The sequence below is a fragment of the Modicisalibacter muralis genome (assembly GCF_900102945.1).
GTDB lineage: Bacteria > Pseudomonadota > Gammaproteobacteria > Pseudomonadales > Halomonadaceae > Modicisalibacter > Modicisalibacter muralis.
This window is the reverse complement of the sequence record NZ_FNGI01000014.1, coordinates 65,455-84,068: the sequence shown is the minus strand read 5'-3', so window position 1 is coordinate 84,068 and position 18,614 is coordinate 65,455. Positions and strand designations below refer to the sequence as shown.

Annotated in this window: 14 protein-coding genes; 4 read left to right on the top strand and 10 right to left on the bottom strand. The window is 60.2% G+C overall.

What is annotated here, in order from left to right; genetic code table 11:
- The 5 genes from BLR92_RS18270 to BLR92_RS18250 all read right to left on the bottom strand — a co-directional run bounded on the left by BLR92_RS18270 (position 1) and on the right by BLR92_RS18250 (position 5,554).
- Positions 1 to 900 (bottom strand): ABC transporter permease subunit, encoded by a 900-nt coding sequence (locus tag BLR92_RS18270; protein WP_089730717.1) that lies wholly within the window; start codon positions 898 to 900, stop codon positions 1 to 3.
- 10 nt (positions 901 to 910) lie between these two features.
- Positions 911 to 1,915, bottom strand: a complete 1,005-nt coding sequence (locus BLR92_RS18265) for an ABC transporter permease subunit (RefSeq protein ID WP_089730716.1) — start codon at positions 1,913 to 1,915, stop codon at positions 911 to 913.
- 62 nt (positions 1,916 to 1,977) lie between these two features.
- A complete protein-coding gene (locus tag BLR92_RS18260) occupies positions 1,978 to 3,564 on the bottom strand; it encodes an ABC transporter substrate-binding protein (RefSeq protein ID WP_089730715.1) in 1,587 nt (528 codons plus the stop codon).
- Positions 3,565 to 3,719: 155 nt separating this feature from the next.
- Complete coding sequence (locus BLR92_RS18255; protein ID WP_089730714.1) at positions 3,720 to 4,613, bottom strand: S66 peptidase family protein; 894 nt, start codon at positions 4,611 to 4,613, stop codon at positions 3,720 to 3,722.
- A gap of 50 nt (positions 4,614 to 4,663) precedes the next feature.
- Complete coding sequence (locus tag BLR92_RS18250; RefSeq protein WP_089730713.1) at positions 4,664 to 5,554, bottom strand: LysR family transcriptional regulator; 891 nt, start codon at positions 5,552 to 5,554, stop codon at positions 4,664 to 4,666.
- 112 nt (positions 5,555 to 5,666) lie between these two features.
- Between BLR92_RS18250 and BLR92_RS18245 the strand changes: the two genes are divergently transcribed.
- The 4 genes from BLR92_RS18245 to BLR92_RS18230 all read left to right on the top strand — a co-directional run bounded on the left by BLR92_RS18245 (position 5,667) and on the right by BLR92_RS18230 (position 9,779).
- A complete protein-coding gene (locus BLR92_RS18245; RefSeq protein ID WP_089730712.1) occupies positions 5,667 to 6,551 on the top strand; it encodes a HalD/BesD family halogenase in 885 nt (294 codons plus the stop codon).
- Positions 6,552 to 6,563: 12 nt separating this feature from the next.
- A complete protein-coding gene (locus BLR92_RS18240) occupies positions 6,564 to 7,841 on the top strand; it encodes a M24 family metallopeptidase (protein WP_089730711.1) in 1,278 nt (425 codons plus the stop codon).
- A gap of 116 nt (positions 7,842 to 7,957) precedes the next feature.
- Positions 7,958 to 9,406: a PAAR domain-containing protein gene (locus tag BLR92_RS18235; protein WP_089730710.1), complete on the top strand. Its 1,449-nt coding sequence runs from the start codon at positions 7,958 to 7,960 to the stop codon at positions 9,404 to 9,406.
- The gene (locus BLR92_RS18230) at positions 9,393 to 9,779 is read left to right on the top strand and encodes a hypothetical protein (protein WP_175488850.1); all 387 of its coding nucleotides are present in this window, start codon (positions 9,393 to 9,395) and stop codon (positions 9,777 to 9,779) included. The genes BLR92_RS18235 and BLR92_RS18230 overlap by 14 nt, the downstream gene beginning before the upstream one ends.
- A 118-nt stretch (positions 9,780 to 9,897) precedes the next feature.
- Here the strand turns inward: BLR92_RS18230 and cysI are convergent, their stop codons facing one another.
- The 5 genes from cysI to BLR92_RS18205 form a co-directional block, all read right to left on the bottom strand.
- Positions 9,898 to 11,616 carry an assimilatory sulfite reductase (NADPH) hemoprotein subunit gene (gene cysI / locus BLR92_RS18225; protein ID WP_089730708.1) on the bottom strand — a complete coding sequence of 573 codons (1,719 nt, stop codon included), beginning with the start codon at positions 11,614 to 11,616 and terminating at the stop codon, positions 9,898 to 9,900.
- A gap of 31 nt (positions 11,617 to 11,647) precedes the next feature.
- Positions 11,648 to 13,477 (bottom strand): assimilatory sulfite reductase (NADPH) flavoprotein subunit, encoded by a 1,830-nt coding sequence (locus BLR92_RS18220; protein WP_089730707.1) that lies wholly within the window; start codon positions 13,475 to 13,477, stop codon positions 11,648 to 11,650.
- Between the two features lie 153 nt (positions 13,478 to 13,630).
- On the bottom strand, positions 13,631 to 15,109 hold the full coding sequence (locus BLR92_RS18215; RefSeq protein ID WP_089730706.1) for a TolC family protein: 1,479 nt from the start codon (positions 15,107 to 15,109) through the stop codon (positions 13,631 to 13,633).
- Entirely contained in the window at positions 15,109 to 16,467 is a 1,359-nt protein-coding gene (locus BLR92_RS18210; RefSeq protein WP_089730705.1) for an HlyD family type I secretion periplasmic adaptor subunit, read from the bottom strand. The genes BLR92_RS18215 and BLR92_RS18210 overlap by 1 nt, the downstream gene beginning before the upstream one ends.
- Positions 16,467 to 18,254 (bottom strand): type I secretion system permease/ATPase, encoded by a 1,788-nt coding sequence (locus tag BLR92_RS18205; RefSeq protein ID WP_089730704.1) that lies wholly within the window; start codon positions 18,252 to 18,254, stop codon positions 16,467 to 16,469. Before BLR92_RS18205 ends, BLR92_RS18210 begins: the two co-directional genes overlap by 1 nt.
- Positions 18,255 to 18,614: the final 360 nt, after the last annotated feature.

The window sequence follows — 18,614 nt, the reverse complement described above, 5'->3', positions numbered from 1 at the left end:
TCAGGAGCGCTTCATCTTCGGGTCCAGCGCGTCACGCAGGCCATCGCCCATCAGATTGATCATCAGTACCGTGCTCAGGATCACCAGGCCGGGAAAGGTCACTACCCAGTAAGCGCTGCCCATGAATTCGCGGGCATTGGCGAGCATTGCGCCCCACTCAGGTGTCGGCGGCTGTACACCCATGCCGAGAAAGCCCAGTGCGGCGATATCCAGAATCGCGGTGGAAAATGACAGCGTGGCCTGGACGATCAACGGCGCCATGCAGTTGGGCAACAGCGTGTTGAACATCAACCGGCCATGCCCGGCGCCGGCCAGGCGGCTGGCGGTGACGTATTCACGATCCTTCTCGCTGATCACCGCGGCGCGCGTGAGCCGCACGAAATAGGGCAACTGGACCACCGCAATGGCGATCATCGCGCTGGTCAGACCCGGGCTCAGCACGGTTACCAGGCCCAATGCCAGCAGCAGGCTGGGGAAGGACAGCACCACATCCATGACCCGGGTGATCAAGGTTTCGATCCAGCCGCGAAAGTAGCCGGCCAGCAGGCCGAGAAAGATGCCGACCGTCATCGACAACAGCACCACCAGAGCGCCGACCGACAGTGAATAACGCGCGCCGTAGATCAATCGCGACAGAATATCGCGGCCCACGGCATCGGTGCCGAGGATGTAATTCCAGGTGCCCTCGGCGTGCCATACCGGTGGTATCAGGAAAGCCGCGCGATTTTGTATGGCTGGGTCGTGAGGTGCGAACAGCGGCGCCAGCACGGCGATGATCAGCATCGCGCTGACGAACAGCAGTCCCGTCAGAGCGCCGCGATTGGCGCTGAAATAAGCCCAGAACTCGGCGAGTTGAAAGCGCAGGGTGCCGGGGGCCGCATGAGATGACGTTATGGACATGTCGAGCCCCTTAATGACGAATGCGCGGGTTGATGACGCCATAGGCGATATCGACCAGCAGGTTGATGAGCATGATGATCAGCGCGATGAGTACCAGCGCACCCTGTACTGCGGCGTAGTCGCGACGCGTTATGGCGTCGACCATCCACTTGCCGATGCCCGGCCAGGAGAAAATCGTCTCGGTGAGAATCGCTCCCGACAGCAGCAGGCCGACCTGCAAACCGATCACCGTGACCACGGTGATCAACGCATTGCGCAGGGTATGCACCATGACCACGCGGAAGTTGGAAAGACCCTTGGCGCGGGCGGTACGTACGTAGTCCTCGCCCTGTACCTCGAGCATCGACGAGCGGGTCTGGCGGGCGATGACCGCCATGGGGATGGTGCCGAGTACGATCGCCGGCAGGATCAGGTGGTGCAGCGCGGACCAGAAGGCATCCCAGTTGCCGGCCAGCAGGGTGTCGATGGTCAAAAAGCCGGTGACCGAGTCGACGAAATACAAATAGGAAATACGCCCCGAGACCGGTGTCCAGCCCAGCGTGCTCGAGAACAGCATGATCGCCAGCAGGCCCCACCAGAAGATCGGCATCGAATAACCGGTCAGGCTGACGCCCATCACGCCGTGATCGATCCACGAGCCACGACGGGTGGCGGCAATCACCCCGGCGGGCAGGCCGATAATCACGGCAATCAGCAACGCGACCAGCGAGAGTTCCACGGTGGCCGGAAAACGGCTGAAGAATTCATCGACGACGCGGGTATGGGTGACCAGCGAGGTACCCAGGTCGCCTTGCAGCAGACCGCTCAGGAAATCCCAGTATTGAACGACCAGCGGGCGGTCGAAGCCAAGCTCCGCGCTGAGTTGGGCATAACGTTCGGGGGAGATGCCACGCTCACCGGCCAACAGGATGATAGGGTCGCCAGGCAACAGGCGAATGAACGAGAACGCAACGATGGTGACGCCGATGAACGTCGGTATCAGTTGCGCCAGTTTGACGAGAATGAACTTTAGCATGATGCGGAATTAACCAGGTCGAACGGCGAAAAGGGCGGCCATGACGGCCGCCCTGGAAGGGTTTATTTCAGCGTGACGCCCTCGAAGTTGTGGCTGCCGAGCGGGTCGACCGTGTAGCCGACGACCTCGTTACGGATCGGCATGTGTGTCACCGAGTGGGCCAGCGTGTTCCACGGCGCCTGTTCCTTGAAGATCACCTGCGCCTTTTTGTACAGCTCGGCACGCTTGGATTGGTCGGTCAGCGTCTTGGCTTCCATGATCAATTCGTTGAACGGCTCGTAGCACCACTGGGCACGGTTCGAGCCACCCACGGCGTCGCAGCCGAGCAGCACGGCGAGGAAGTTGTCGGGGTCGCCGTTGTCGCCGGTCCAGCCGAGAATGACTGCACCCTCGCGATCCAGGTTCGATGAGCGCTTGAGGTATTCGCCCCACTCATAGGTGACGATATTCACGTCGACGCCGATCTCGGCCAAATCGGCCTGCATCAGCGTGGCGGTACGTCGCGCATCAGGCATGTAGGGGCGCTGTACCGGCATGGCCCAGATGTTCATGCTCAAGTTTTCCACGCCGGCTTCTTCGAGCATCTGACGCGCCTTGTCGGGGGCGTAAGGGTCATCCTTGATATCGTGGTTATAGCCCCACATGGTCGGCGGAATCGGGTTCTTGGCCACTTGGCCGGCGCCTCGGAACACCGCGTCGATGATCGCTTCCTTGTCGATGGCCATGTTCAGCGCCTTGCGCACATTGGGGTCATCGAACGGTTCCATCTGGGTGTTGTAGGCCAGATAGGCAACGTTGAGGCCGGGCTCCGAGATCACCTCGATCTCGTCGCTTTTCTTCATCTCGTCGATGTCGGCCGGGTTGGGATAGGCCATCACGTGACACTCGCCGGCCAGCAGCTTCTGGTAGCGCACCTGCGGGTTGGGCGTAATCGCGAACACCAGGTTGTCCAGTTCTTCCTTGCCGCGGAAGAACGTCGGGTTGGCCGTGTAACGGATGACCGAGTCTTCTCTATAGCCGGCGAACTGATAGGGGCCGGTGCCGATCGGTTGCTGGTTGACCTTCTCGGGCGTGTCCGCCTCGAGCATCGCCTTGCCGTACTCCTTGGACTGGATCGAGGCGAAATCCATCGCCAGGTCGGCCAAAAACGGCGCTTCCGGGCGGGTGAGAATGAATTTCACGGTGTGATCGTCGACCTTGACGATGTCCTTGATCAGATCCGGCATCGACATGGCATTGAAGTACTCGTAGCTGCCATTGTTGAGCTGGTAGTAGGCGTTGTCCTTGTCCATCTGCCGAGCGAAGGTGTACAGGACGTCATCGGCGTTGAACGGGCGGCTGGGCGTGAAGTAGTCGGTGGTATGGAATTGCACGTCCTTGCGCAGGTGGAACGTGTATTCCAGGCCGTCGTCGGAGACTTCCCAGCTCTCGGCGAGCCCAGGGCGGAGTTCGGTAGTGCCGATCTTGAACTCGACCAGACGGTTGAACACCGGTTTGCTCGAGGCGTCGAAGGTCGTGCCCGCCGTATACAGCGAGGGGTCGAAACCTTCCGGAGATCCTTCAGAGCAGTACACCAAAGTCTCGGCCATGACCGGGGTGGCCCCAAGCATCATGGCCGCAACGCTGGCCGCTAGCAGTGTCTTTTTCATTATTGCTCTCCTGCAATAGGCGCTAATAGCTGACACCGGGCCGATTGGGTTAACGACCCGGCGAGGATGGTCGCGCAGCGCTGAAAAGCAGTTGAATGGCTTAGTCGCACCGCGCTATGTGCGATAGTCTGAGCGTCTAACAAGCGTTTAATCAACTACCCCTTTAGTTTAAGACGGCCCTTGTCAATGCATCCCGTGGCACCATAACGCCAAGGCCGGTTGTGTAGCCCATGGCCGACCGGGAGCCCGCTATACAGCGCCACGCCAAGCGGGCGCAGCAATTCGGCGAAGATGGTTTCGAGCGATGCCTCGTCATAGGGAGTGCAGCCTTCGAACGTACCCAGACAAACCGCCGAGGCCTGATCGAAAGCGCCGGAATGCACCAATTGCCATAGCGCGCGCTCCAGCCGGTAATAGGGCTCGCCGACATCCTCGAGGATGACCAGCGCACCGGGTGGGGCCATGAAGCCCGCCGCTGTGCCGGCGACGCAGGCCAATGTCATCAGGTTGCCACCGACCACCGGTCCCTCGCCGAGCGGCTCACCAGCGACTGGCCCGTCGCCGAAGCGCGTCAATGGAAGAAACGCCGATTCGCTGCCTGACAATAGCTCGCGGAGCTCCTCGATCTGGCATTTGGCGGCGCTACGCTGCTCGGGTGCCTCATGGCTCAGCAGGGCGGCTTCTTTCATGACCGGGCCATGTATCGCCGGCAATCCGTGGCGATAGCACTGGTCGAGCAGCACGCTGATGTCGGAATAGCCGATCAACGGCTTGGGCGACAGTCGCGCCCAGTCGATATGTTCGATCAACTGAGCGCAACCGTAACCCCCGCGTACCGCCCACACCGCCTGGGTGTCGGGGTCGTCATAGGCGTCGTAAAGCCCTGCCAGGCGATGTGCCACGCTACCGGCCAGGTAGCGTCTGGGCACCTGCAGCGAAGCCGGCACCCGGGCTTGAATGCCCAGCGTTTCGAGCGCCTCGGCGGCGACACTAATGGTCTTTGGATCAGTATAGGACGCCGGTGCCACGACGCTGATGGAAAGAGACATGCAACCTCACTCGCTAAATCGGAATAAAAGCCTGTGTCGCCCAGCCTTGGTCAGGCCGAATACGTCGATGTGACCAGCTCGACGCTTTGCATCGAGCCGGCATGGGTGACGATTTGCGCCAGTGCATCGCAGAAAGTCTCGAAGGCCTCGCTCATCTGCCCCGGCGCACGATGCAATTCGATATCCACGTGACCGATTTCGGGCAGACCCTGCGCCGCGCCGACGATATGACAGCCTGGCGGCACGCTACGTGGCGTCTTGACCGTCATCGCAAGGCCGGCCTGCACGGCGACATTGACGCCGGTGGGCGAGGGGCTGGTGTAACGCACCTCCCATTGGCGATCGTCGCGGCCCAAGGCGGCGAAGGCATGGGCGCGAAAGATGCAGCCCTCGGGGTTCAACGCCAGTGGCAGGCTGTCCCAGGCATTCAGGTCGACGCTCTCGGCGACCACCCAGACCATCGGCTCGCGCCCCAACAGCCGGCCGGAATGGGTCGGCGTATGGCGCACCGCCAGCACGGCATCGAGCAGGCCTTCCTGAAAGCGATGCACCAATGTGCTACTGATATCGCACAGCACTTCCAGGCGTACTTCGGGATGCGTCGCCGAAAACTGTGGCAACAGGGCGGGCAGGTAGGCACTGGCCTGTTCTTCCGAGATACCCAGGCGAATCAGTTCACCCTGGCGGTCGGCGCCCATCACCCGCTTGGCCTCGTCCTGTAGCTTGAGCATTTGTCGTGCATAGGGCAGCAGGCGGCCGCCGGCTGGGGTCAGCAGCACGCTGCGGCTGGTGCGCTCGAACAGCGTCTCGCCCATGCGATCTTCCAGGCGTTTGATCTGCAGGCTGACCGCCGATTGCGTGCGGCAGAGGATCTTGCCGGCGGCGCTGAAGCCTTCGCACTCGGCAACGGTCACGAAGGCGCGCAGCAGATCGGTGTCCATAATCTATGAACCTCTATAATTGATCTTATCTTAACCATTCATTTCTATTATTGAATTACGCTCTCTACGCTGTCCAGGTGTCATGTCAACGGCTCGATCAGGAGACAACACCATGCAGACCCCCACCGAAAGCTTGAACGACGCCGCCTCGCTTCAGGGGCTCGTGGACCTGGAACGCTACCCGATCTTCGATCTGAAGGGCGAGGGCGGCCAGCAACTCATCGACGAATGTCGTCGGCAACTGGCCAAGGATGGTTGCGTGGTGCTCAAGCGCTTCGTGCCTCAGGCGGCACTCGAGCGTCTCGAACGTGAAACCGAGCGGCTATCTCCCCAGGCGCATTACAACCAGACCGAAACAAATCCTTATAACTCCGATGGCGACCCCAGCCTGCCAGCGTCACATCCCAGGAACCGCTTCGGCGATCGCACCAATGGCTTCGTCGCCGGTGATCGTATCGACGATAGCACCATCATTCGCCAGGTCTATCAGAACCTCGATTTTCAGCGTTTCATCGCCGAGGTGGTGGGTATGGACGAAATCCACGAATACGCCGACCCGCTGGCCGGGCTGGTGATCAACGTGTTGCGCGAAGGCTGCCAACACCCCTGGCACTACGATACCAACGAATTCATCGTCACCATGATGACTCGCCAGGCGCATGGTGGAGGGCGTTTCGAGTACGCACCGGGCATTCGCAGCCCCGAGGGCGAGAATTTCGACGCCGTGCAGCGTGTGATCGACGGCGACCGCTCGCCGCTCAAGTCGCTGGACCTGCAACCCGGCGATCTGCAGGTCTTCTTCGGCCGTTACTCGTTGCATCGGGTGACGCCGGTGGAGGGCGACCGGGAGCGCCATACGGTGATCTTCGCCTACGCCAAGGAGCCCGGATTCATCGGTCGCCCGGAACGCGCCCTGCGCATCTTCGGGCGCATGGCGCCGATTCACGAGAAGCTGTTAAGCGAAGGCATGCAGCGCAGCGACAACCTTCAGGATTAAGGCAACCGCGTAATGAATACCATGGAATTCGAGCCTCTTTTCGATCGCGAGCCCGATAGCATTCCGGTCATCCCTTCGGCACCGATGGCCAACGGCGACAGTATTTCCACCGCCTTCGATCCCTTGCAGTTGCGAGCCGGGCGCTTGCACCGGCTGCGCGCGATGATGGTCGAGCAGGGCTACGCCGCGCTGGTGCTGTTCGACCCCAATAATCAGCGCTATGCAACCGGTTCGCGCAATATGTTCGGCTACTTTTTGCGTAACTCCACGCGCTACATCTATGTGCCGCTGCAAGGGCCGGTCATCCTCTTCGAATACCCGGGCAGCGCGCATGTCTCGACCTGGCTCGAGACCATCGACGAAGCACGCACCTCCAAGGTGGTGTGGTCGGCGGTCAACCAGCGCGACAATCTCTCATCCGATCCCTTCGGCATCGAGATCGCCGAACTGGTCAACGCGCATGGTCAAGGCAATCGTAAGGTCGGGCTGGATCGCTGCACGCTCAACCTGGCGCGCTCGCTCGAAGCTCAGGGTCTCGACGTGTTCGATTGCATGCAGGACACCTTGCATTGCCGGCGCATCAAGACACCGCAGGAAATCGCCTGTCTCGCACAATCGATGGCCGGTAGCGAAGCCGCAGTGGCCGAGGTCGAGGCGGCAATCAAGCCGGGCCTGACCGAAAACGAGCTGTTCGCGATCATGTACGGCAACGTCATCAAGCAGGGTGGCGAGTTCATCGAGACTCGGCTGCTGTCATCCGGCCCGCGCACCAATCCCTGGTTCAACGAGGCCAGCGACCGCGTCATTCGACCGGGCGAGTTGGTCGCGCTGGATACCGACACCATCGGCTGTCATGGCTACTACTCTGATTTCTCGCGAACCTTCCATGTCGGGCCGAGCAAACCCAGCGGTTACCAGCAAAGCCTCTATCAAATGGCCCACGAGCAGGTGCAGCACAATATCTCGGTACTCAAACCCGGTATCAGTTACCGCGAGATCGCCGAGCGTGCCTGGAAGATTCCCGAGCGCTTTCTCGATCGCCGTTATCCATCGATCATCCACGGTGTCGGCATGCACGGCGAGACGCCACTGGTCGCGCATCATATGGATTTTGACCGCTTCTCCAAGGATGGCGTGCTCGAACCGGGCATGGTCGTCTCGGTGGAAAGCTACATTGGCGAGGTCGGCGCCGCCGATGGCGTCAAGCTGGAAGAGGAAGTGCTGATCACCGACAGCGGCATCGCCATGCTCTCGCGCTATCCGTTCGATGAGGCGCTGCTGGGGCGGTAGTTTTGAATCCAAATTACAGTTTAATACTTTAGTTGTAAGCCATTGACGACAGCCAAGCCTTCGCCCAATCGCTACAATCCGTTATTCCAAAAAGCGTCAATTAGGAATAACACGCGATGGATCTGGCAAAAATCGGCGACAAGGTCGTCTGCAAGTGTAAGGGCGGCCCGCACAAGATAGTCAGCGGCGCGGGTACGGTCTTCGTCGATGACATTCCGGCGGCGCGCATTGGCGACATGACCTCCTGCGGGGCGACGATTACCACCGGTGCCGACTGGTTCGAGATCGAAGACAGCCCCGCCGCGATCAACGGCAGCAAGACCTCCTGTGGTGGCCAGGTGATCACCGGTTCGAGCGTAACCACCGGCTCGCCGACCAGCATCGAGATCGGCGGGTTCCGCTTTCAGCAATCGTCTCCTGCCGATACCGGCATGACCGATGATGCCACGGCGGCAGCTAGCGGCGTGGCATCGCCAGCCAATGCTCAGCCGGCGGCAACTCCTGCCACAATAGGCTCGGCGACACACGCTAACGATAACCTGGCCACCAGCACCGTGGCGCCGGGCTTTCATATCGTTCGTCAGCCGGGTACCCGCGAGCAAATCAAGCGACGTCTGCTGGCAAGCCCCACCCCGCAAGTCGATGCCATGTTCGAGCGGCTCAACGCCCATCTCGGCGCCTACGTGCTGCCAGGTTCGATGGTGGTGTTGAGCGACCCCGAGAACCTGACCTGCTCGGTCGAGGAAGAGGAACTCAAGCTTCAGGCGCGCCAGGTGCAGCAAAGCGTGCAAGCGCTTGAACTGCCCGAAGCGCAGCGCATGGTCGATCATTTCGATACCTATCAGGAACTCGTCAGCTACGGCTCAACCATGGTGGGTGCCGCCGCATCGTCGGTTGGGCGCGCCACCGCAATCGTCGAGCGTGAGTTGAAAAACCTGGCGGTTTCTTACAAAGACGCCATGGACCCCCTGGTAAAAGTCACGAAAGAAAGCTTCATCGCCACGCGAGATGCCACCTTCCAGCGCCTCGATAATGTCTTGAACACGGTGCTGCGCAAAGGACTTAATTTGCCCGAGTTCGATGTTCTGAAAGCCAAAGTCGGCATCGAAGCCCAACAAGCCGTGCATCATGGCCGCACCGCCCTGGAAGGATTCCGAAATTTCGAAATTCCAACCATATCCGAAGCGATCGCCAAGGTTAGTGTGGCCTCCAAGCTCACCAGCATTGGCAGTGCCGTCGGCGTCGCACTCGACTACACCGCCACGCGTATGGAGATTGAAAAAGCCTGCACGCTGGATCGTGAGGAGCAATGCACGCGGACCAAATTCATTGAATATGGGAAGCTGGGCGGGCGGACATTTGGTGGAGCGGCGGGTGCTTTTGGAGGGGCGAAAATTTGCGTGGCACTATCGTTAACTCCCCAAGGGCTGATGGCGTGTAGTGTCGTTCTTGTTGGGGCCGGAGCCGTTGGTGGTATGTATGCGCTGGAGCCCGCTGGCGAAGGTTTTGGTGTGTTCCTTTATGAATCGATTTATGACGATGGGGCGCCGAATGGGGCCAATTGAGCTTTTCGTTGGGTTTGCCGGCGTATTCTTCGGCCTGCTTGGGCTTGCTTTGCTATTCGTGGCCTCTGTCGTGGCGTTATTCAAGATAGACGAAGCCGATCATTACTACGGAAAGGTCGGTAAGCTGGGCTTTGATATGTCTCTCAAGGGATTGCCGTTCTCGCTGAATAGGATGACTCGTTACGGCATGATGCTTCTGTTCTCGGAGACGCTGAATATCCAGAAACGCTACGCCAAACAGTTGGAGGAGGTGGAAGCCAATACACCTCCCAAGTACCTAAAAAGGCTCCTAGTGTGGCTCTATGCCAGTTGGTTAATATGTGGTCTCATTGCAGCCATCCTAGGTGGAATCCTCATAGCTTTTTTTCAATGAAATTAAGGAGTGCGCTCAATTTGAATGCTGTTGACGTGGCACTGAGTCAATTGACGTTGCCTGAAATGGCGGGCCGGTTTCGATAGCATCGATAAATCCTACCCGACCCACCGCTGCATCATTCATGAAAGTTATTGCCCGCCGTAGTCGCTTTAATGACACCGGCACGAATCACGAAATCGCCGAAGTGCTCGCCGTCTTCACGCTCTTTGGCGTAACGCTGGATCAGCGCGGTGAGTTCCTGCATGACCGTTGCTTCATCGATATTCTCGCGATACAGCTTGTTCAGTCGCTCGCCGGTGAAGTTGCCACCGAGATACAGGTTGTAGCGCCCCAGCGCCTTGCCGACGAAGCCGATCTCGGCCAGATAGGGACGGGCGCAGCCATTGGGGCAGCCAGTCATACGCACGACGATGGCATCGTCGGCCAGGCCGGCCTCATCCATCACGTTGTCCAGTTTATCGATCAGCGAGGGCAGGTAGCGCTCGCTTTCCGCCATGGCAAGCCCGCAGGTAGGAAAAGCCACACAGGCCATCGACTCTCGGCGCAGTGGCGTGGTGTCCTTGACCATGTGGTACTTGTCGATCAGTGCATCGATCTCGGCGCGCTTGGCATCGGTCACATTGGCGACGATCAGATTCTGATTGGTGGTCAGCGCGATGTCGCCTTCATGCACCTTGGCGATTTCGCGCATACCGGTCATCAACTGCATGCCGTCATCGAAGTCGGCGATACGCCCGTTCTGTACGAACAGCCCGTAATGCCAGGCGCCGTCATCGCCCTGATACCAACCGTAGCGGTCGCCGTTGCTGTCGAAGCGGTAATCGCGAGACTCATTAAGCGCATGACCCAGCCGGCGTTCGACTTCTTCGCGGAACCACTGGGCGCCATGATCCTCGACAGTATATTTCATCCGCGCGTGCTTGCGGTCGTGACGGTCGCCATGATCGCGTTGCACCAGCATGACCGCTTCGGCAACGTCCAATACCTGCTCCGGCGTGCAGAAACCGATCACATCGCTCAAGCGCGGGAAGGTGGCCGGTTCGCCGTGGGTCATGCCCATGCCACCGCCGATGCTGACGTTGAAACCCAGCAATTCACCATCCTCGACATGCGCGATGAAGCCGAGATCGTGGGCGAACAGATCGACGTCGTTCTCGGGCGGGATGGCCAGTGCGATCTTGAACTTGCGCGGCAGATAATGCTGGGTATAGAGCGGCTCCTGGGTTTCCTCGCCGCCGGCTATGCGCTCCTCGCCGAGAAATATCTCATGATAGGCGCGGGTTCTCGGCATCAGACGAGCGCTGAGATCGTGCGCGAAGTCGAAAATGCGGCGATGAAGTGTCGAACGATGCGGATTGGCGGTGCAAATGACGTTGCGGTTGACGTCGCCACAGGCGGCGATGGTGTCGAGCATCGCTTCGTTGATGGTTTTCAGGTGCGCGCGCAGATTCTCTTTCAGTACGCCATGGTACTGAAAGGTCTGGCGCGTGGTGATGCGCAACGTGCCGTTGGCGTAACGGGTCGCAACGTCGTCCAGGGTCAGCCACTGGCGTGATGACATCAACCCACCCGGCATGCGCAGGCGCACCATGAACGAGTAGAGCGGTTCGAGCTTCTGATGGCGACGTTCGCTGCGCAGATCGCGATCGTCCTGCTGATAGAAGCCGTGGAACTTGGTCAGCTGGGTATCGTCTTCGCTGACCGCCCCGGTGGCGCGGTCGGCCATGCCCTCCATGAGCGAGCCGCGCAGGTAATCGCTTTCGGCCTTCAGGCGCTCGTTGGGATGCAGATCGTCGAACGAGATATCGCGCAGCTTTTCGATGATATCGCTCATAAAGACACCTTCCGGTTGAGTTACGTGGCGCTCAATACACGTCGCGTTGATAACGCTTGGCCTGTTGCAGTTCGCGCAGGTATTCCTGCGCGGCGTCCTCATCGAGTCCGCCCTGGTCGCGAACGATATCGAGCAGGGCGCGGTGCACATCCGCCGCCATGCGCTCGCCGTCGCCGCACACGTAAAAGTGTGCGCCTTCCTGCAGCCAGGTATAGATGTCCACGGTGTTTTCACGCATGCGTTGTTGAACGTAGACCTTTTCCTGCTGATCGCGCGAGAACGCCACGTCCAACCGATTGAGAATCCCTTTCTTGCGCCAGTTGAGCAGTTCCGTCTGATAGAGAAAGTCGCTGCGAAAACGTCGATCGCCGAAGAATAGCCAATTGCGGCCCTTGGCACCGCGCTCTTCGCGTTCCTGCAAAAAGGCGCGAAACGGTGCGATACCGGTGCCGGGGCCGACCATGACGATCGGCGTGTCGTCGTCGTGGGGCAGCTTGAAGTTCTTGTTGCGATCGATATAGATGGGCACCGTGTCGCCGGCTTGCACGCGATCGGCGAGGTAGGTCGTCGTCACGCCGCCACGCGCGCGACCGTGAGTCTCGTAACGCACGATACCGACCGTCAGGTGCACCTCGTCGGGGGCCGCCTCAAAGCTCGAGGCGATGGAATAAAGACGCGGCGGCAGCTTGCGCAGCGCCTGGGTGAAGGTGTGTGCATCGATACCTTCGACCGGGAAATGTTCGATGACATCGACGATGTGACGCCCATCGATCCAGTCGCGTAGCTCGTCGCGGGATTCCTGGTCCATCAGTCGACGCAGTTCGGCGGCGTCGGAAAGCTCGCTCCAGTGTTCGAGAAACGGCCGGGTCAGGGTGGTGATCTCGAATTCCGAGAGCAGGGCGTCACGCAGCCGGCGACCTTCGCCAAGCTCGGAATCGGCATCCATGCGCAGCATGTCGATCAACTCGTCGACATGGGCGGGATCGTTCTGAGGCACGATGCCCACGGCGTCGCCCGGCTCAAAGGTCAGTCCCGAGCCTTCCAGCGACAGCTCGATATGATGGGTTTCCTTGTCGGAGCCGCGACCACTGAGCACGATCGACTCGAGCACCTCGGCCTGAAAGGGGTTCTTCTTCCAATAGATCGAATTGGCGGATTCGAGATCGGTCGCCGGTATCGCCTGACCGGCGCCGGCGCTGCTACCGCCACTTTCGGCGCCAGTGAGCGTGATATAGCGTTCGAGCACGGCATCGATCCACCGCTCGGCGGCGTCTTCGTAATCGACGTCGCAGTCGGCGCGATCGTGAATGCGCCGCGCGCCCAGCGCTTCGAGGCGAGCATCGAAATCCTTGCCGATCTTGCAATATTGATCGTAACTGGAGTCGCCCAGTGCCAGCACCGAAAAGTGCGTGTCGTCGGTGAGCTTCGGTGCCTTGCGGCCGTGCATCAGCTCATAGAAACCCTCGGCGGTATCCGGTGGGTCGCCATCGCCCTGGGTACTGACCACCACCATCAGATTGAGCGGCGCCTTGAATTCCTTCTTGCCAAAATCCGCCATGTCGGCCATGCGCACGTTGAAACCGCGCGCCTTGGCGCTATCGCGGGCCTGCTCGGCGACACCCTCGGCATTGCCGGTCTGGCTGCCGTAGAGCACGACGATTTCAGGCTGTGCGGATGATGCTGCCGCGTCCTGGGCGGATAGCGACGCACTGTGCATGCCACCCTGGTTACTCAAGCCGGCGAGGTAGCCGCTCAGCCAAGTCATCTGATCGACACTCAACTCGGCCAAGGCTTCGTTCAGCCGCTGGGCCTGTGCGGCGCTCAATGGGCTATTGGTGTCGAGCAAGGGGCCTTGTGGCATGGGTTAGCCTCGTCGCATTGCAGTTAGGCGCAAGGCTAGCGGCTCTTGGAAAGCATTAAAAATTATATATAAAGCTTAATGTATTCGATAAAGAAATTAATGGCCGTCAGCGTAGGCCAGGGATGCCTCACGGCACCAGTGACATCCTAACGGTTAGGCATTGGATATATCGCTCGTATCGCCGCCACTGATGCGCTGCAGTACGCTCATGACGTTCACCAGGTCATCGGTACCCAGACCACCCACGGCGGCTTCCAGACTGGTCTTGTCGAGCAGGTACTGGCAGACGACCTCGACGAACTGGATACGCAAATCGTAGAGATCAGCGCGCGCATCGAGCACATCCACCAGATCGCGCAGGCCCAGCGCTTCTCCCTTGGTCGCGGCTTCGAGGAACAGTTCGCTGGATTCGATCGAGCGCGATAGCGCCTCCAACTGGCGGGTATCGCCTTGCAGGCTGCGCAGGCGCTGGCGCACTTCCTGGCGTGCCAGTCGCAGTTCGTTGGTCATGGCCGCTCTACCGGCCAGCGCGCTCAATTCCCCCTGACGGATGCTGGCGGAGGTGTAACCGCCCTGGTAGATAGGCACGTTCAACTCGATGCTGGCGCTGATATCCTCGCTGGTGCGCAACTCGTCGCTGCTGCTGCGATCGCTGTAGCCGAGGGTGAGGTTGACCTCGGGGTAACGTCCGGCGCGACGCACGTCGGTGTCCAACTGGGCGACCTGGTACAGTTGCTCGGCGAGGCGCACCTGGATGTTGTCGGGGGTGCGAGTCAACCAGTCTTCCGCGTTGCCCCAGCCGCCTTCGATGGCGATCCGTTCGAGGTTGCCCAAGGTGGAGCCACGGAAATCGGGTAGCAACCCGGTCAGGCGCTCCAGGTCGCTCAGGGCATTGGCAAGCTGGTTCTCGGCCTGGACCTGATCGGCCACCGCCTGGTCGAGGCGAGACTTCGACTCCAGCAGGTTGATACGGTCGCCGATGCCCAAATCGTAGGCACGCTGCGCCTGGCGAAGCTGCAGGGCCAGCGCTTCACGCTTGGAGTCGAGCAGCCCCAGCTTGCGTGAGGCGAGGTAGGCGTTGAGATAGGCTTCCACCACTTGTAGCGCCAGATCCCTTTCCGCCACGGCGACACGCAGATCCGCGGCGTCGGCCTGGGCCAGCGCCTTGTCGACCTGACGCCAGCGCTCCAGGCTGAACAGGGGCTGGACGAGTTGGACCTGCCAGACCGTGTCGTTGGCGACCCCGGACACCCGGTCTTCATAGACTTCGTCAGGATAGCGCTCTGGATTGTCGGTATAGATGTTGTCCGCGCGCTGGTAATAATACGAAGTGCTGGCGCTGATATGCGGCTTGAGAGCGGAGCGCGCCAAGGGCACTTCCTGCTGGGTGGCCTGGCTCTCGTAACGCTGACGCGACAGATCGCTGTCGTTGCTCAGCGCGAGCGAAAACAGTCGCGGCAGGGAAGGCAGGGCATTGGGCGCGCCGTATCCCGAGTCCAGCGTGTCGCTGGGCGGGGCGTTGTTCAGGTTCAACGGGTCGGGGCCCGGTAACTGTGCCTGGGCCAGTTCGCCGATCAACAGCAGTCCGGCCAGGCTCGCCAATAAGGTCCGGCGGTGGTGTCTTGGTAGCATCATTCCTCCCGCATCGCTCGGGCCAGCATGTCGCTGAACGGTTTGGCCACGTAGCTGGCGAAGGTGCGTTCGCCGGTACGAATCATCACTTCGGCGGGCATGCCGGCCAGTAGCTGCATGCTCTCGGTCATGTCGCCCTGGCCCTGTTCGGTGACCTTGATGCGCGTTTTGTAGTAGTGGACCCCAGTGGCTTCGTCCTTGAAGCTATCGGCGGAGACATGCACAACTTCGCCGTCGATGATATTGGTCAGGCGCTGATTGAAGGCGCTGAAGCGAATCTCGGCCGGCTGGCCGACATAGATGTTGTCGATATCGCGATCCGGCACGCGGGCCTCGACGACGAAGCCTTCGCCCGCCGGGACGATATCCATCAGTGGATCGCCCGAGCGGATCACCGCGCCGAGGGTATGGATCTGCATGCCCACCACCGTGCCCGAGACCGGCGCCAGCACGCGGGTGCGCCTGACCTTGTCGCTCAAGGCGACGATACGTTCCTCGGCATCGGCGATCGTGGCCTGCACTTCACGCAGTTGCTTGCCGACTTCCTGCTGGAATTCCTGGATGCGGATCTCCTTTTGCAGCGCGTTCTCGCTGATCTGCGACTTCAGTCCGGCCACCTCCGCGCCGTGCTGTGCGTTCTCGCCCTTGTACTGCATGACCTGACGCTCGAGTTCGCGCAGGCGCTGGTTGTTGCCCAACCCCTCCTTGAACAGGGCGCGGTAGTCGGCCGCCTCACCGGCGAGGGAGCCAATCAGGGTCCGATTGGCGCGCTGAGTCGCTTCCAGCCCGGCGATCTGTTCCTGCATCTGCACGGCCTGCTCATCGAGCGCGGCCAGGGTGCCCTGCAACGACTTGCGGCGCGCCTCGAACAGCCGACGCTGCACCTTGAGCACGGCCTTGACGCGCGGCGAGTTCGCGTCGAGCAGCTTGTCGGGAAAGGCCAAGGTGTCGTCACCGGCCAGCTCCGCCAGCAGGCGTACCTCCCTGGCTCGAGCGATGCGGTATTCCGACTCGGCGATCTGTAGCTGAGCGCGCGATTGCGTGTCATCGAGAACCAGCAGCAGGTTGCCGGCATCGACATGATCGCCATCCTCCACGCGGATTTCCTCGACGATGCCGCCTTCGAGGTGTTGTACGGTTTTCTTGAAGGTTTCGACGGAGACCGAGCCCGGTGCCACCACGGCAACCGCCAGGTTGGCGGTAAGCGCCCAGCCGCCGAAGCCGCCGAAGGCCACCAGCAGTATCAGCATGCCCAGACGTCGATAGCTCTTGTCTTGGACCGGGAGTGGGGCGTTATCGGCGGCAGCGTGGCGTGTCGTTGCCTCGCCCGGTATGAAATCGAAATTTTCGCTGGCCATCAGTTTGGCTCCTGACTACCGGTGGTTGGGGCATCCTCGGTCTTGGCTCTTGGCGGAACCGGCGCCAAGCGGCCCCCGGCGGCTCGTGGCCTGGCGGAAATGCCACGAATGGGGCTAGCCTGTTGCGCGGCGATCTGATCCGGTGGGGCGAACAGGCTGATCTGGCCGTCCTTGAGAACCAGCAGCCGGTCGACGCCCTTGAGGATCGCGGTACGGTGACTGATCACGAACAGGGTGGTGCCATCGCGCTTGAGCTGTTGCAGGCAATCGGACAGCGCGCGTTCACCGGCCTCGTCGAGGTTGGCATTGGGTTCGTCTAGCACCACCAGAATGGGATTTCCGTACAGTGCGCGGGCCAGGCCGATGCGCTGGCGTTGACCGCAGGACAGCGCGCCGCCGCCACCGCCGAGGTAGGTGTCATAGCCGCTCGGCTGGTGCAGGATCATGTCGTGAACGCCGGCTTTTCTGGCTGCCTCGACGACCTTCGTTGCATCCACCTCGCCGAAACGTGCGATGTTCTCGCTGATGGTGCCGTCGAACAGCTCGATGTCCTGCGGCAGATAGCCCAGATGCGGCCCCAGCGCTTCGCGGCTCCATTGACCGATATCCGCGCCGTCCAGGCGCATGCAGCCAACTTGCGTGGGCCAGACTCCCAGAATCACCCTCGCCAGCGTGGACTTGCCGGCGGCGCTGTGGCCGATGATGCCGATATGCTCACCCTTGGCAACGCTGATATCGATACCGCGCAAGGTGACGAAGCGCTGCCCGGGAGGCGCCGCCGACACGTTCTCGAGCGTGACCTGGCCGCGCGGTGCAGGCAGCGGCATGCGCTGAGGGTCGGTCGGCACGATAGCTAGCAGTTCGTTGAGACGGGCATAGGACGTGCGCGCCCCAACGAAGCCCTTCCAACCGCCGATGATTTGATCGATGGGCGCCAGCGCTCGACCCATGATGATCGAGCCTGCGATCATCATGCCCGGCGTCAGGTTGCCTGCGAGCACCAGATAGGCGCCAAGCCCCAGAATCAACGACTGGAACAGCACCCGCAGCACCTTGGAGACATTGGTCAGCGCGCCTGCCCGGTCGCTGGCATTGGATTGATGAACCAGGTACTCGTGATGCTTGGCCGACCAGCGGCCCATGATGCCTGGCAGCATGCCCATGGCATGCAGAACCTCGGCATTGCGCAGGTTGCTGTTGGCCAGTTCCTGGGACTGGACGTGCTCGCTGTTGGCCTCGGCGAGCAGGTCCTTGGTGATCTTCTCGTTGACCAAGGCCAGCACGAACAGGATCGCTCCCGCGCCAAGGGCGAAGTAGCCGAACCAGGGATGAAAGAGGAACAGCACGCCGATATACACCGGAATCCAGGGCGTATCGAAGAAAGCAAACAGGCCATTGCCGGTCAGGAACTGACGAATGCTGGTCAGGTCGTTGAGCGGTTGCGCCGACGGCTTGTCCGGTATGGCCACCGTCTTCTTGAACATCGCGCTGTAAAGGCGCTGGTTGATCAACATGTCGAGCCGGTTGCCGACACGCACCAGAATCCGCGATCGGACCAGTTCGAGACCGCCCATCACGACAAAAAGAAAGATCACCACCAGCGTCAGCATCAGCAGTGTTTCCTGGCTGCGTGTGGTGATGACTCGGTCGTAGACCTGCAGCATGTAAAGCGGTGGAACCAGCATCAAGACGTTGATGAACATGCTGAAAAAGGCCACCGATACGAAGGATCCCTGACAGGCCTTGAGAGCGCGCTGCAGATCCGTGGCGTCAGTTTGCTTCGCCATTAATCATCTCTCTTCATTATTGTGTTCAGTTGCATGCTTGGTGTCTTATGAAACAATGCGTAAAGAATAGTAACATGGCGTGGAAAATTCATAGGCTTATTTATTATGGGGCTGTAAACGCGCGTCAGTATGATTCTTGTCATTAAATTTTTTAAAAACAGTACATTAGATGATTGTTTGAGCGTTAAATGGTTTTGATGACCTCCGTTAATGGTTAAGTTGTCATTTTATTATTTAATGTTTTTGGATTATTTGACTCATGCTTTGGGCAGTTATTTTGATGGTTTATTTAATCTTCATTAAAGCGCGTTAATCGGCAGGGGGAGAGGGAGGTTACGATAAGAATATTCTTCTGATTCA